The sequence below is a fragment of the Kribbella sp. NPDC050281 genome (assembly GCF_040655855.1).
Lineage (GTDB): Bacteria > Actinomycetota > Actinomycetes > Propionibacteriales > Kribbellaceae > Kribbella.
On sequence record NZ_JBFAKS010000002.1, the window covers coordinates 335,744 to 348,378 of the forward strand.

Annotated in this window: 12 protein-coding genes; 3 read left to right on the forward strand and 9 right to left on the reverse strand. The window is 67.9% G+C overall.

All coding sequences use genetic code 11. The features are described 5' to 3' along the window. Nucleotides 1–413: 413 nt before the first annotated feature. From AB0I34_RS04180 to AB0I34_RS04215, 8 genes are all read right to left on the reverse strand, one after another. Complete coding sequence (locus AB0I34_RS04180; RefSeq protein ID WP_360439071.1) at nt 414–764, reverse strand: YciI family protein; 351 nt, start codon at nt 762–764, stop codon at nt 414–416. Nucleotides 765–848: 84 nt separating this feature from the next. Then, a complete protein-coding gene (locus AB0I34_RS04185; RefSeq protein ID WP_360439074.1) occupies nt 849–1,304 on the reverse strand; it encodes a carboxymuconolactone decarboxylase family protein in 456 nt (151 codons plus the stop codon). Nucleotides 1,305–1,336: 32 nt separating this feature from the next. Beyond that, nucleotides 1,337–2,119, reverse strand: a complete 783-nt coding sequence (locus tag AB0I34_RS04190) for a sugar phosphate isomerase/epimerase family protein (protein ID WP_360439077.1) — start codon at nt 2,117–2,119, stop codon at nt 1,337–1,339. Beyond that, nucleotides 2,120–2,971 carry a carbohydrate ABC transporter permease gene (locus AB0I34_RS04195; RefSeq protein WP_360439079.1) on the reverse strand — a complete coding sequence of 284 codons (852 nt, stop codon included), beginning with the start codon at nt 2,969–2,971 and terminating at the stop codon, nt 2,120–2,122. Then, on the reverse strand, nt 2,961–3,911 hold the full coding sequence (locus AB0I34_RS04200; RefSeq protein WP_360439082.1) for a sugar ABC transporter permease: 951 nt from the start codon (nt 3,909–3,911) through the stop codon (nt 2,961–2,963). Before AB0I34_RS04200 ends, AB0I34_RS04195 begins: the two co-directional genes overlap by 11 nt. A gap of 5 nt (nt 3,912–3,916) precedes the next feature. Further along, entirely contained in the window at nt 3,917–5,227 is a 1,311-nt protein-coding gene (locus tag AB0I34_RS04205) for a sugar ABC transporter substrate-binding protein (protein ID WP_360439085.1), read from the reverse strand. A 10-nt stretch (nt 5,228–5,237) separates the two neighbouring features. Beyond that, nucleotides 5,238–6,380, reverse strand: a complete 1,143-nt coding sequence (locus tag AB0I34_RS04210; protein WP_360439088.1) for an enolase C-terminal domain-like protein — start codon at nt 6,378–6,380, stop codon at nt 5,238–5,240. A gap of 12 nt (nt 6,381–6,392) precedes the next feature. Beyond that, nucleotides 6,393–7,418 carry a hydroxyacid dehydrogenase gene (locus tag AB0I34_RS04215; protein WP_360439091.1) on the reverse strand — a complete coding sequence of 342 codons (1,026 nt, stop codon included), beginning with the start codon at nt 7,416–7,418 and terminating at the stop codon, nt 6,393–6,395. A 96-nt stretch (nt 7,419–7,514) separates the two neighbouring features. Between AB0I34_RS04215 and AB0I34_RS04220 the strand changes: the two genes are divergently transcribed. The 3 genes from AB0I34_RS04220 (at nt 7,515) to AB0I34_RS04230 (ending at nt 10,348) form a co-directional block, all read left to right on the forward strand. Continuing rightward, nucleotides 7,515–8,405, forward strand: a complete 891-nt coding sequence (locus tag AB0I34_RS04220; RefSeq protein WP_360439094.1) for a LysR substrate-binding domain-containing protein — start codon at nt 7,515–7,517, stop codon at nt 8,403–8,405. A gap of 42 nt (nt 8,406–8,447) precedes the next feature. After that, on the forward strand, nt 8,448–9,398 hold the full coding sequence (locus tag AB0I34_RS04225) for an SDR family NAD(P)-dependent oxidoreductase (RefSeq protein WP_360439097.1): 951 nt from the start codon (nt 8,448–8,450) through the stop codon (nt 9,396–9,398). A gap of 128 nt (nt 9,399–9,526) precedes the next feature. Next, a complete protein-coding gene (locus AB0I34_RS04230; protein ID WP_360439100.1) occupies nt 9,527–10,348 on the forward strand; it encodes a putative protein N(5)-glutamine methyltransferase in 822 nt (273 codons plus the stop codon). Here AB0I34_RS04230 and AB0I34_RS04235 read toward each other — a convergent pair. Further along, nucleotides 10,305–12,293: a translation factor GTPase family protein gene (locus AB0I34_RS04235; RefSeq protein WP_360439103.1), complete on the reverse strand. Its 1,989-nt coding sequence runs from the start codon at nt 12,291–12,293 to the stop codon at nt 10,305–10,307. The two genes, AB0I34_RS04230 and AB0I34_RS04235, sit on opposite strands and share 44 nt — an antisense overlap. Nucleotides 12,294–12,635 lie beyond the last annotated feature (342 nt).

Sequence of the window (12,635 nt, forward strand, 5' to 3'; positions counted from 1 at the left end):
TGTCAGCGATGACAAGGCTCGCCGAGCAGTGCCGTGATGTGAGGAGTCACGGCAACGCAGAGCTCGGACGGGCTTCGATCCAACCAGCGGTCTGCACCGGCATCCACGAGGTGAACTCGTCGATCACGCCGGGCCGGCCGCGGCGCGTGGCAGTGCTCAGGCTGAGCAACGGTATGACGACCACGTTGCGACTCGCAGAGGGCGTGCAAGCGCCGGAGCGAGGCGCCACCGTGTTCGTCCGGGGTGGCCGGGGCATGGGTGACCAACCTGCATCAGGTGGGGTCGTCCTGGCGTCGGCAGACCCGAGCTGAATCCCAGCGGCCAAGCACAGAGCTGAGTGACTCGCCGGTCTCAGATCCCAACGCCGAGCTGAGGCCGGCAAGTTTCTGGAGCCGTCCCCCTGCGGACGGCGCTCAGTCCGCCATCGGATCGGTCAGCGCGCGAATCTCGATCGGAGAATACGGAGCCTCCGGCAGCCGGGCCGCGATCTCCGTCGCCCGCTCCAGACTGCACTCGACCAGGTAGTAGCCGGCCAGCACTTCCTTCGCCTCGGTGAACGGTCCGTCGGTGACCGCCGGGACGCCGTCGTTCACCCTGACCACTCGGGCGCTCGCGGTGGTCAGCCCGAGGCCGTCGACATACTCGCCGTTCGCCTTCAGCTCCTCGGCGACGATGCGGTGCTGGTCGAGCACTTGCTCGATTCCCGCGGCGTGCAGGGCATCCCAGGTGTCGGTGTTCCCGTAGATCAGCAGCATGTATTTCATCGCGAATCTCCGTCCTGTCCTGGGTACGTCGGAGCGCCGGTGCCCTTCTCGACACCGGCGCTCAGACTATGCGTAGCGCAGGTTCTACCAGGTGGCTCCGGCCGGGGTGCGGACGGTGGTGTTGATCCGGTTGAACATGTTGGTGAGCGCGATCATCATCACGATCCCGGACAGCTGCCGCTCATCGAAGTGCTCGGCGGCCTCGGCCCAGATCTCGTCGGTGACCGCGCCCGGCCGGTCGGCCAGCCGGGTCGCGGCCTCGGCGAGCTCGAGCGCCGCACGCTCGGAGGCGGTGAAAAGGTCCGAGTCGCGCCAGGCGGCGACTTGGTGCAGCCGCTCATCGGTCTCACCGTTCTTGAGCGCCGACTTAATCCCGCCGAACACGCAGGGGGAGCAGCCGTTGATCTGGCTGGCCCGCAGGTGCACCAGTTCGAGCGTCGAACCCGGCGCGCCGGCCTGGGCGATGGCCTTGTAGATGTTCTGGACGCCCTTGGTGGCGTCCGGGAGGATCTCGGCGGGGTTGGTCATCCGTGCATTCATGGGAGGTTTCTCCAGGTTCCGTGGTGTTGTCTTCACTCCCTCGACGGATCCCGGCGCGATGATGTGACAGCGGTCTGGAGATCAGTTTTCACGCGTTCGTCGACCGGCACACTGAGGTCGGAGTACTGGCCGGTGAGACAGATCGGCCCGCTGTAGTTGAGCTTCTCCAAGGCGCCGAACACAGCGGTCCAGTCGGACAGTCCTTCGCCGGCCTGGCCGAAGTACGTCTTCCAGCCGTCGTCGGTGCGGACGTAGTACGCGTTCTTGAGGTTGACGATGCCGAGCCGGTCGGCGCCGAGCTCGACGGTGACGGCGGGGTCGTCACCGGCGAGCGCATCGTGCGCCGCGTCCCACACCAGCTTGAACGACTCCGGCAGCCCGTCGAGCAGTTGCAGTACGCCGAGAGTCGACGCCACGAACCGCCCGTGATGCGGCTGCACCCCGACCTGGACGCCGTACTGCTCCACCAGTACGGCGGCCTCCTCGAGCAGCACGCGATTGCGTCGTACCGATGCGGCGTACCCGTCCGGGCCGACGTCGGCCATGATCCGGATCATCGGTACGCCGGCCTCCGCACAAGCAGCGAAGACGCGCTCCGACAGATCACTGGCAACGCTGATCGGCTCGATGCCCTCGGCCCGCAACTGTGCCGTGAACTTCGGCAGCTCGGTTTCCGCCGCCGCAGGAGTGACGTACGAAGTGTCGCGGACCGGGACCTCGGCCCCGGCGAATCCGAGGCCGGCGACGAGCCGGCCCAGCTCGTCGCCGGGCAGCCCCGCCCAGGGTTTGGTGAAGACGGACCACAGATAGGTCATTCAGCGGCCTCCCAGCCCACTCATGGTGATACCTCGGACGAACCAGCGTTGCGTCAGGAAGAACAGGATGATCAGCGGGACCGTGGTGACGGTGGCAGCCATCAGCAGCAGATTCCACTGCGTGCCGTTGGTGTCCTGGAACACCTGCAGTCCGACCGACGCCGTCCGGGTGGCGTCGCTGTTGGAGATGACCAACGGCCACAGAAGGTTGTTCCACTGACCGATGAACTTGAACACCGCCAGGGTCGCGATCGCCGGGACCGCCAGTGGCACGATCACCCGGATGAACGCCTGCCAGCGGTTGGCGCCGTCGAGCCGGGCGGCCTCCTCGTAGTCGCGCGGGATGCCGAGGAAGAACTGCCGGAGCAGGAACACCCCGATCGCGGTGAACGCGTGCGGCAGGATCATGCCCGGCCAGGTGTCGATGCCGTGCAGCTTCGCGACCAGCACGAACTGCGGGATCAGCGTCACCTGCGAGGGGATCATCAAGGTGGCGAGGTAGATGCCGAACAGCCAGCTGCGGCCGGGGAAGTTCAGCCGGGCGAACGCGTACGCCGCGAGCGCCGCCGTCACGGTCTCCAGCAGGGTCGTCCCGCCGGCGAAGTAGACGGTGTTCAGTAGGTACTTGCCGAGCGGCACCAGTTCGAAGGCCCGGGTCAGGTTCTCCGGATGCCAGCTGCTCGGCCAGAACGACGGCTTGGCGGCCATCGACTCGGCGTCGGACTGGAACGCGACCAGCACCATCATCACGACCGGGATCAGCGTGACCGCGGTCACCAGGAAGCACGCGAAGACAACCAGCTTCCGCTGCACGACCTTGTTCGAGACCACTGGGAGCGCTTCAGTTGTCATAGTGCACCAGCCTCCGCTGGAAGAAGAACTGCGTGGCGGTGATCAGCACGATGAAGGCGAACAGGACCAGCGACTGCGCGGCGGCGTACCCCTGGTCGTAGTTCTCGAAGCCGGTCCGGTAGATGTACATCACCAGCGTGGTCGTGCGCGTGCCCGGTCCGCCGTTGGTCATGATGAGGGCCTGGTCGAACACCTGGAACGAGCCGATGATCGAGGTGACGATCACGAAGAACAGTGCTGGTGACAGCATCGGCAGCGTCACGTTCCGCAAGCTCTGCCACGGTGAGGTGCCGTCGACTCGCGCGGCCTCGTAGAGCTGCTGCGGGATCGCCTGCAGACCCGCCAGGAACACGACCATGCCGAAGCCGAAGCTCTTCCACACGCTCATCAGGATCAGCGCCGGCATCGCCCAGTTGTCCGAGATCAGCCAGGCCGGCCCGTGGATGCCGAACAGCCCGAGCGCGGCGTTCGCCAGACCGTCGTGCGGGATGTAGAGCCAGATCCAGACGAACGCGACGGCTACCGTGATCGTTGCGTACGGCAACAGCAGGAGCGAGCGGAAGACGGCGATCCGGCGCAGGCCCTGATTCAGCAGCAGCGCCAGCGCGAGGCTCACCAGGATCGTCAGCGGCACGCTCACGAAGGTGAAGTACGCCGTGTTGCCGAGCGCCGACCAGAAGGTCGGGTCGGGGCCGAGGCGGGCGAAGTTGCGCAGGCCGGCCCAGGTGGGTGGGCTGAACAGGTTCCAGTCGAGCAGCGAGATGACGCCGGCGGCGACGACCGGGCCGGCGGTGAAGATCAGGAATCCGATCAGGCTCGGCAGCAGGAACAGCCAGGCGGTGAGCGACTCACGGTTGCGCCAGCGCGGCGTCGGTTTCGAGGCGGGACGTGATGGTACGGCGGTCGCCGGCACGGGTTCGGTGGTGGTGGTCAGGGCCATCGGGATCACCCCCTCCTGGCGGTGGCTTGGCGGATGTTGTCCAGGTGCTGCCGCATCAGTACGTCGAGACGCGGAGTCACTCCGGCAATTGCCTCGGGCACCGGAACCTGACCGAGGAAGGTGCGCGGCAGGTCCTGGCCGAGCAGCTGCTTGACCTGGTTCCAGTTCGTGGTGACGTCGAACGGGTGTCCGCCCGCCACCTTGCCGGCCAGGATGTCCTGGACGATGCCGAGGTTGTCCGGCGGCGGCTGGAACGCGCTGCCGGCGCTGAACCGGGCCGGGTTGTTCCGGCCGGCCTTGGCGTAGATGTCCAGGGCGCCCGTGCTGGTGAGCGTCTTCAGCAGCTTCCACGCGAGGTCGAGATCGGCACCCTCGCGCACCCCCGATGGAATCGCGAAGCTGGAGCCGGAGACCCGCGGCGTGCTGCCGGCGGCACCGGCCGGGAACGGGATGATGTCCCAGTCGAACTCGGCCTTGCGCACGTTGACGACCTGCCACGGGCCGTTCTGCATGAAGGCGACGTTGCCCGCCAGGAAGTTCGACAGCGAGCTCTCGGTGACGAGGTTCTTGATCGGCGGTGTGACCTTGTCCTTGACGAACAGGTCGATGACGAACTGCACCGCCTCCATCGCCTCCGGCTCGCCGAGGATGCTGCGGGAGGCGTCCTGGCTCATCACGTTGCCGCCGGCGCAGTAGATCCACGACACCAGGTCGTCGATCGCCGGCGCGCAGGTGAAGCCGTACTGGTCCGGCGCGTGGGTCAGCTCGACGGCAAGGTCGCGGAACGTTGCCCACGGCATCGGCTCGGTCCGCGACGGCAGCGCGATGCCCTGCTTCTGCAGCAGGCTCTTGTTGTAGTACATGACGGTGGGCGCGACGTCGAACCCGATCGCGTACGTCTTGCCGTTGAAGCTCGAGATCTTCTGGATCGGCTGGTAGAAGTCGTCCAGGTCGAAGTCGGAGTCACCCTCGATCAGGTCGTCCAGCGGCCGGTGCGCACCGCGGGCGGCGTACGTCGGGATGAGTGTGCCGTTCAGCGCGGTCACCAGGCCGGCCGTCCCACTCACCAGTTGGAGGTCGAGCTTGGTCGGGTAGGGGCCGGACGGGGTCAGGGTCGGGACGGACTTCACCTCGAGCTGCTGCTCGACGTACGCGCTGAAGTCCTGCCAGACCTTCCGCTCCGCGGCGCTGCTCGACCACATGGCCCAGGTGGCCGATCCGTCCGGTGGCCCGGACGAGCAGCCGGCCACGGCCAGCCCCAACCCGGCCAGGCCGCTGAGTTCGAGAAAGCTGCGGCGGGACAGCTTCGTGCTCATGGTTGTCTCCTCACCGATAGAGCAGGTCGATCGACTCGGCGCGGATTCGCTCCTCGTCGACCTGAACGCCCAGTCCAGGGGCGGTGGGGACCGTTGCGACGGCCTTGGTGATGCTCAGTCCCTCGACGTACAGATCCGACAGCAGCTCCGGCCCGTTGAGCTCGGCGGGAAGAGCGAGCTCGAGCTGACTGAACACATGCAGCGCGGCGGCGAATGCGACTCCGCAGTCGGTGAGGCCGCTGGCGAGGATCTCGAGACCGCCGGACAGCGCGGTCTGGGCGGTCTTGAGTGCGTTCCGTAGGCCGCCGGACTTGCAGACCTTGATCACGACCAGGTCCGCGGCGTCCAGCCGGATCGCCCGGGCCAGGTCCTGCGCGGAGAAGCTGCCCTCGTCGATCGCGATCGGCAGGTCGATCAGCTCACGCAGCCGCTGCATCGCGAGCGTGTCCGTGCTCGGCACGGGCTGCTCGACACAGTGGATCGTGTGGATGTCCCTGGTCCGGTCAAGCAGTTGCCGCAGCGCGCTGGGGCGGTACGACTGGTTCGCGTCGAGCCACAAGGGCTTGCCGCCGGCCACCTCGGCCACGGTCCGGATCGCCTCGGTGTCCGCATCCAGATCGCCCCCGATCTTGACCTTGTACGCCGGGTAGTCCGACGACTGGATCGCATGGTCGCGGACCGCCTCCTGGTCGCCGACCCCGATGGCTGAGCAGAGCGGGATCTCGTCGTACACCTTGCCGCCGAGCAGCGCGTGCACGGGGACACCGGCGAGCTTGCCGGCCGCGTCGTGCATCGCGACGTCGACGGCGGCGCGGGCGAAGGGGAAGCCGTTCGAGACCGCGGGGCTGAGGCGCTTGGCGGCGCGCTGATGGAAGAGCTCGACGTCGAACGGGGTGAGTTCGAGCAGGATCGGGGCGAGGTGCCGCCTGATCACGACGGCCATCGTCTCGGCGGTCTCGTAGCTCCAGCTGGGGAGTGCCCTCTGCTCTCCCCATCCGACCACACCGTCCTCGGTGGTCAGCTTCACGAACACCACCGCGGCGGCCTGATCCGGAGCGGCGCCGGGGGAGCCGACCGCTCCGCTGCCGAGCACGAACCGGCGGGCGAACGGCACCGCGACCGGGAAGACTTCGACCTGGGCGATCCGGGACATCGGGTCCTCCTCTCAGGCCGCGATCGACCAGACGGCCGGATCGACGAAGCTGGGTCCGCGGGTGCCGTCCTCGAGCCACTTCAGTGCGTCGGCCAGCACGTACCCGGCGAGCGCGAGGTGACCTTCCGTGGTGTCGCCGGCGACGTGCGGGCTGAGCAGCAAGTTGGACGCTTGGAGGATCGTCGCGTCGAAGGACGGCGGCTCGGGGTCGTAGACGTCGAGAGCGGCGTACAGGCGTCCGTCCAGCACGTGGTCGAGCAGTGCCTGCTGGTCGATCGCGGGTCCACGGGACGAGTTCACGACGACCGCCCCGTCGGGGATCCGCCCGATCAGCTCGCGGGAGATCATGCCCTTGGTCTCCGGCACGTTCGGGACGTGGATCGACAAGTACGCGCTCTCGACCGTCTCCCGCAGTCCGGTGGTGCGGACGCCGAGCTGATCCGCGCGCTCGGCAGTGAGGTAGGGGTCGTAGACCACGAGGTCGCAGTGGAAGGGCTGCAGCAGCGTGATGAGTGCGCGGGCCGTGCTGCTCGCGCCGACGATGCCGACCTTGGCACCGGCGAGCTCGTGGCCGCGGAAGCCGGTCTGCTTCCAGCCACCGTGCCGGATCGCCTGGTCGAAGCGGGGGAGACGACGGGCCAGGGTGAGCATCGAGGCCAGGCAGTACTCGCCGACGGACCAGGCGATCCGCGGGCCGGCCGAGAAGACCGCGACACCCTGGTCGAGGATGACGGGGTCGATCAGGTTCTTGACCGTGCCGGCCGCGTGCGCGACCACCTTCGGTCCGTTGCCGTCGGCCCAGAGTTCCTTGCCGAGGTGCGGCGTACCCCAGCTGGTCAGGAGTACGTCGGCACCGGCCACCAGTTCGGGCACGGCTGCCGGGTCCAGCGCCGGCGGCTTGCCGGGCGCTGCCGGTCCGGCGGCGTGAGCGGACTGCGCCCAGACGACCTCGAACCGGTCCTCGAGCAGGCGACGGGTCTGCGGGTCGACCACGTCGTCGGCACGTTCGGGGGACATCAGGGCAACGAGTTTCGGCACCGTGGGGGCTCCTTCGCTTGAGCGTCGCTCTGACGGTAGGCGCTTTCCGTTATGCAGGTCCAAGCCCGATTTCGCATGAACCGATACCGTGCCGGTATGGACCTGTCGCTCCAGCAACTGCGCGGCTTCGTCGCCGTCGCCGAGGAACTCCACTACGGCCGCGCCGCCCAGCGGCTGAACATGACCCAGCCGCCGCTGACCCGGCAGATCCAGGGCCTGGAGCGATCTCTCGAGGTCCGGCTGTTCGACCGGACCGGCCGGGGAGTCCGGCTGACCGCGGCCGGCGACGTCTTCCTCGAACACGCCCGCCGAGTACTCGCCCTGCTCGAAGTCGCCCCGGAAGCGACGCGGCGCGCGGCCGAGGGACAGACCGGGACCCTGCGGATCGCCTTCACCGCGATCGGTGCGTACGCCGTACTGGCCGACTTCCTCACCATGATCGCGAAGCGGACTCCGGCGGTGACCGCCGAGCTCACCGAGTTGGTCAGCCCGTCGCAGTTCGAGGCGTTGGCGAACTTGGAGATCGATCTCGGACTGGTTCGACCACCGATCCCGTCGCAGTTCGAGTCGGTGCTGGTCCACTCGGAGGACCTGGTGGTCGCCGTACCGGCTTCCCATCCGCTGGCGGAGGGAGACTCGCCGGTCGCGCTGGTCGACGTGACGGATGGCTACATCGGCTACAGCCCGGAAGGATCGCAGTACCTGCATGACATCTGTGCGGCGATGATCGGGATGGACCGGTACGCCGTCAGCCAGCTGGCCTCGCAGGTTCCGACGATGCTGGCGCTGGTCAGGGCCGGATTCGGTTGTGCGTTGATCCCGCGCTCGATCAAGGCGATGGGAGTCGACGGGGTTCGTTACCGGGAGCTCGACCCGGCCGACGCGCACTCGGTGACGCTGCACGCTTGCTGGAGTCCGGACAGTCCCAACCCTGCTCTCCAGCGCCTGGCCGAGTCACTGCGGGAGAACCCCCACCTCGACGCGTGATCGCTTGACGTGGAGTGCACTCGAATCCGTAGTGTGCGAAGCATGACAGCACAGCACAAGATCGGTTCGGGATTCGGGCACGACAGCACCGCGGACGATGTTCTGGCCGGCATCGACCTGACCGGCAAGCTGGCGGTCGTCACCGGCGGCTACTCGGGCCTCGGCCTGGAGACGACCCGTGCGTTGACCAAGGCCGGTGCGCACGTCGTCGTACCGGCGCGACGGCCCGGCGCCGCTCGCGAGGTGTTGGCCGACGTCTCGGGTGTCGAGGTCGACGAGCTCGATCTTGGTGATCTGGACAGTGTGCGTGCGTTCGCGGACCGGTTCCTCGCGTCGGGGCGCGGCATCGACATCCAGATCGACAACGCGGCGATCATGGCCAGCCCCGAGACCCGGGTCGGCGCCGGCTGGGAGGCACAGTTCGCGACCAACCACCTTGGCCACTTCGCGCTGGTGAACCGGCTGTGGCCCGCGCTGACGGCCGACGGCGGCGCTCGCGTCGTGTCGGTGTCGTCGACGGGGCACCGGCGGTCGGACATCCGGTGGGACGATCTGGAGTTCAGGCTGGGCTACGACAAGTGGGAGGCGTACGGGCAGGCGAAGACGGCCAACGTGCTGTTCGCCGTCCAACTGGATGCCCTCGGCAAGGATTCCGGCGTGCGTGCGTTCGCGTTGCACCCAGGCGGGATCCTGACGCCGCTGCAGCGTCATCTGACCCGCGAGGAGATGGTCGGCTACGGCTGGATCGACGAGGACGGCAACCCGGTCGGCCGGGGCTTCAAGTCACCCGAGCAGGGAGCAGCCACTCAGGTCTGGGCCGCGACGTCGCCGCAGCTCGACGGTCTGGGCGGAGTCTTCTGCGAGGACTGCGAGGTCGCGGAGGTCTCCACCGACGACAGCCCGGGCGTCCGGCCGTACGCCGTGGACCCGGCTTCGGCGGAGCGGTTGTGGACCGTCTCGGCCGAGCTCACGGGAGTGAACGCCTTCGGGTAAAGTGGTCAGCACCGCAACGGCGGACGAAGGAGGTGGGACCGATCACCAGTCAGGCAGGTTGGTTGCTCCCGCCTCGAGTGGTCAGCGTCGTCCGCTGACCGCGGGAGCCTCGTAGTCGAAGGGGTTCTGTGTCTGTTTCTTCTGTTCCATCATTCGACCTCGGCAGCATTGTCGACCGGTTGCGCGCGGCCGGTTGCGTGTTCGCCGAGGACGAGGCGGCGATGATCGCCGAGACCGCTCGCGACGACGCCGAACTGAAGGCCATGGCCGATCGCCGGATCGCCGGGCTGCCGCTCGAACATGTCCTCGGCTGGGCCTCTTTCCGCGGGCTGCGGATCGCCGTTGATCCCGGGGTGTTCATTCCACGCCGTCGGACCGAGTTCCTGGTCGCCGAAGCGCTGCGGGTGACCTCGCCGGGCGCCGTCGTACTCGATCTGGGGTGTGGCTCGGGTGCGTTGGGTGCCGCGATCGCGGCCGAACGGCAGGTGTCGTTGTACGCCGCCGACATCGAGCCGGCCGCGGTTCGGTGTGCGCGGCGCAATCTCGTGCCTTGGCGGGGCTCGGTCTATCAGGGCGATCTGTTCTCCGCGTTGCCGGATGAGCTACGGGGGCGGATCGACGTACTGCTGGCGAATGTGCCGTATGTGCCGACGAACGAGATCCGGCTGTTGCCGCCGGAGGCGCGGTTGTACGAACCGCATGTGACGCTCGACGGTGGGCCGGACGGGCTGGCGGTGTTGCGCCGGGTGGTCGCGGCGGCGCCCGAGTGGCTCGGTCCTGGTGGTCACGTGTTCGTGGAGATGAGCGAGCATCAGGCGCCGCTGGCGAGGGCGGTGATGGTCGAGCACGGTCTGGCCGCCGAGATCGTCGCTGACGACGACCTCGGCGCGACCGTTGTGTATGGCATCAAACCCGCCGCTGCACGTGCAGGAGGTAGTCGCGCCGGTTGAGCGGGTCGTGGTCGGTGCGCGGGCGCTCCGGGATCGGTCCGGTGACCGGCTGGTAGCGCTCGAACGCCGACTCCAGCACGCCCTCGCCGCGGGTGAGGGCGGGCAACTGCTGCTCGAACTCGTACACGGCCGCCGCGGGGATTTCTCCTTCCAGGGTTGAGGTTTCCGCGGCCAGTGCCGGCACCTGCGGGATCGCGCGCAGGCGGGCCAGCGCGGACAGGACGGCACGGGTCGTGTCGGTCGGCATCTCCAGCCGGAACCGGTGCATCGGCTCATGGACCTGGGTGCCGGCCTGTCGCAGCGCCGTCATCAGGACCAGGGGAGTGAGGTTCCGGAAGTCGCCCGCCGTACTCGACATGCTCTTGTCGAAGACGGCGTGCGCATGGCTCTGCCGGGCCGAGTAGCCCGAATGCGTCATCACCACGCGCGCGTCCGGGATCTGCCAGCCGTGGATGGCCTGGTGGAGTGTCTCCCGGACGGTCTCCTCGACCGCCTTGATGAACGCGTACGGCATCGAGCCGAGCTCCACCTCGAGCTCGAACGTCACCCCGGTGTTGACCGGCGCCGGCTCGACCCGCAGACCGACGGTGGCCAGGAACGGGTTCGCGTCCTTCTTGTTGAACTCCACCGCCTCGCCGGTGCCGAGCAGCCGCTCGATGCAGATCGTGGTGGTCTCGCGGAACTCGACGTCGATCGCGAACTCGGTCGCGAGCGTCGTCTGGATGACCTCCTTCTGCACCTCGCCGTACAGCGACACGTAGGTCTCCTGCCGCAGGTCGTCCTGGCGCAGGTTGATCAGCGGGTCCTGCTCGGCGAGCTGAGCCAGCGCCACCCGGAGATTCCCCTTGTCCGACGGCCGTGTCGGCGAGATCACCGTCTCCAGGGTCGGCGGAGCGAAGAAGCCGGTCGTCGTGGCCGGGGTCGGCTGGTCGGTCGCGGTGATGCGATCGCCGATCTGGATGTCGGCGAGGCCCCACAGCTTCCCGATCTGGCCGGCGTTGACGGCGGCCGCCGTACCTTCGCCGATCACCTCGAGAGCGGTCAGCTTGGCCTCTCCGGTGTCGCCGAAGCGCAGCCGGTCGCGGACGTGCGCCGTACCGGAGAACATCCGGACGTAGGCGACCTTCTCGCCGGCCGGGCCGCGCTCGACCTTGAAGACCGATCCGTCGACCCGCTCCTGGTCGGTGCCGGCCAAGGGGAGGAACTCACGGATGCCCGCGGTCAGGGCGTCGGTGCCGACGCCGGTGATCGCGGAGCCGAAGTAGACCGGGTGGACGAGGGCCTGCTTGGTCTGCCGGGCGAGCGCACACCGGAGAACGTCATGCGAGAGCGCCTTCTCGTTCTCCACGAACCTTCGCAGCAGGTCCTCGTCGTTCTCCGTGAGCACTTCGAGCAGGGCGCCGTACGGATCGCTCCCGCTGTACGGCGTGAAGGTCGCCTCGCGGGTGCCGAGCCGGGTGGCCGACCCCATCGGGACGATGGCCGGCGTCAACTTGTCCGCGATCGACTTGAGTACGGCGTCGTACTGCGCGCCGGACCGGTCGAGTTTGTTGACGAAGATCAGGGTCGGGATCTTCAGGCGCTGCAGCGTGCGCATCAGCACGCGGGTCTGCGCCTGCACGCCCTCGACCGCCGAGATGACCAGCACCGCGCCGTCGAGCACGCTGAGCGCGCGCTCGACCTCGGCGATGAAGTCCGGGTGGCCGGGGGTGTCGATCAGGTTGACCGTGACCGGGTCGTCGTCATGACCGATCACGAACGACACGACCGCCGACTTGATGGTGATACCGCGCTGGCGCTCCAGCGCGAGGGAATCGGTCTGGGTACTGCCGCTGTCGACGCTGCCGATCTCGTCGATGACGCCGGCCGCGTAGAGCAGCCGCTCGGTCAGACTCGTCTTACCGGCGTCGACATGCGCCAGGATCCCGAGGTTCAGTAATTTCACGCAGCTTCATGTCCCTTGAACAGGTGTCGATGGCTTCCACGGCGAACATGAAGCGAGGTCGCATGGCAGCTCTCCTTGATAGACACCTGTTTTCGGACGAGTCCGAGTACAGCAGCCCCCGGCCCACCCCGGCAAACGGTTTAGCCCTCCGCTACACCGTAGGCTGCTGTCATGCCCATCCACTCCCGCTGCGCACGTGCCTGACCTCTCGAAGCCGCCAGGGTCACGAAGGAGCTGCCGGGCTAGTTGTACCGGGACAAGACGTTGGTGGCAGGTGAGTTGGGGTTGACGTGAGGAGAACCTCCGGTTGGGGTGTGGCTTGTCGAAGGCTTCACACTCACC

What these genes read in the sequence shown, in the direction of transcription:
- AB0I34_RS04180 (WP_360439071.1), bottom strand. Translation starts at nt 764, where the DNA reads ATGAAATACATGCTGCTGATCTACGGGAACACCGACACCTGGGATGCC.
- AB0I34_RS04185 (WP_360439074.1), bottom strand. Translation starts at nt 1,304, where the DNA reads ATGAATGCACGGATGACCAACCCCGCCGAGATCCTCCCGGACGCCACC.
- AB0I34_RS04190 (WP_360439077.1), bottom strand. Translation starts at nt 2,119, where the DNA reads ATGACCTATCTGTGGTCCGTCTTCACCAAACCCTGGGCGGGGCTGCCC.
- AB0I34_RS04195 (WP_360439079.1), bottom strand. Translation starts at nt 2,971, where the DNA reads ATGACAACTGAAGCGCTCCCAGTGGTCTCGAACAAGGTCGTGCAGCGG.
- AB0I34_RS04200 (WP_360439082.1), bottom strand. Translation starts at nt 3,911, where the DNA reads ATGGCCCTGACCACCACCACCGAACCCGTGCCGGCGACCGCCGTACCA.
- AB0I34_RS04205 (WP_360439085.1), bottom strand. Translation starts at nt 5,227, where the DNA reads ATGAGCACGAAGCTGTCCCGCCGCAGCTTTCTCGAACTCAGCGGCCTG.
- AB0I34_RS04210 (WP_360439088.1), bottom strand. Translation starts at nt 6,380, where the DNA reads ATGTCCCGGATCGCCCAGGTCGAAGTCTTCCCGGTCGCGGTGCCGTTC.
- AB0I34_RS04220 (WP_360439094.1), top strand. Translation starts at nt 7,515, where the DNA reads ATGGACCTGTCGCTCCAGCAACTGCGCGGCTTCGTCGCCGTCGCCGAG.
- AB0I34_RS04225 (WP_360439097.1), top strand. Translation starts at nt 8,448, where the DNA reads ATGACAGCACAGCACAAGATCGGTTCGGGATTCGGGCACGACAGCACC.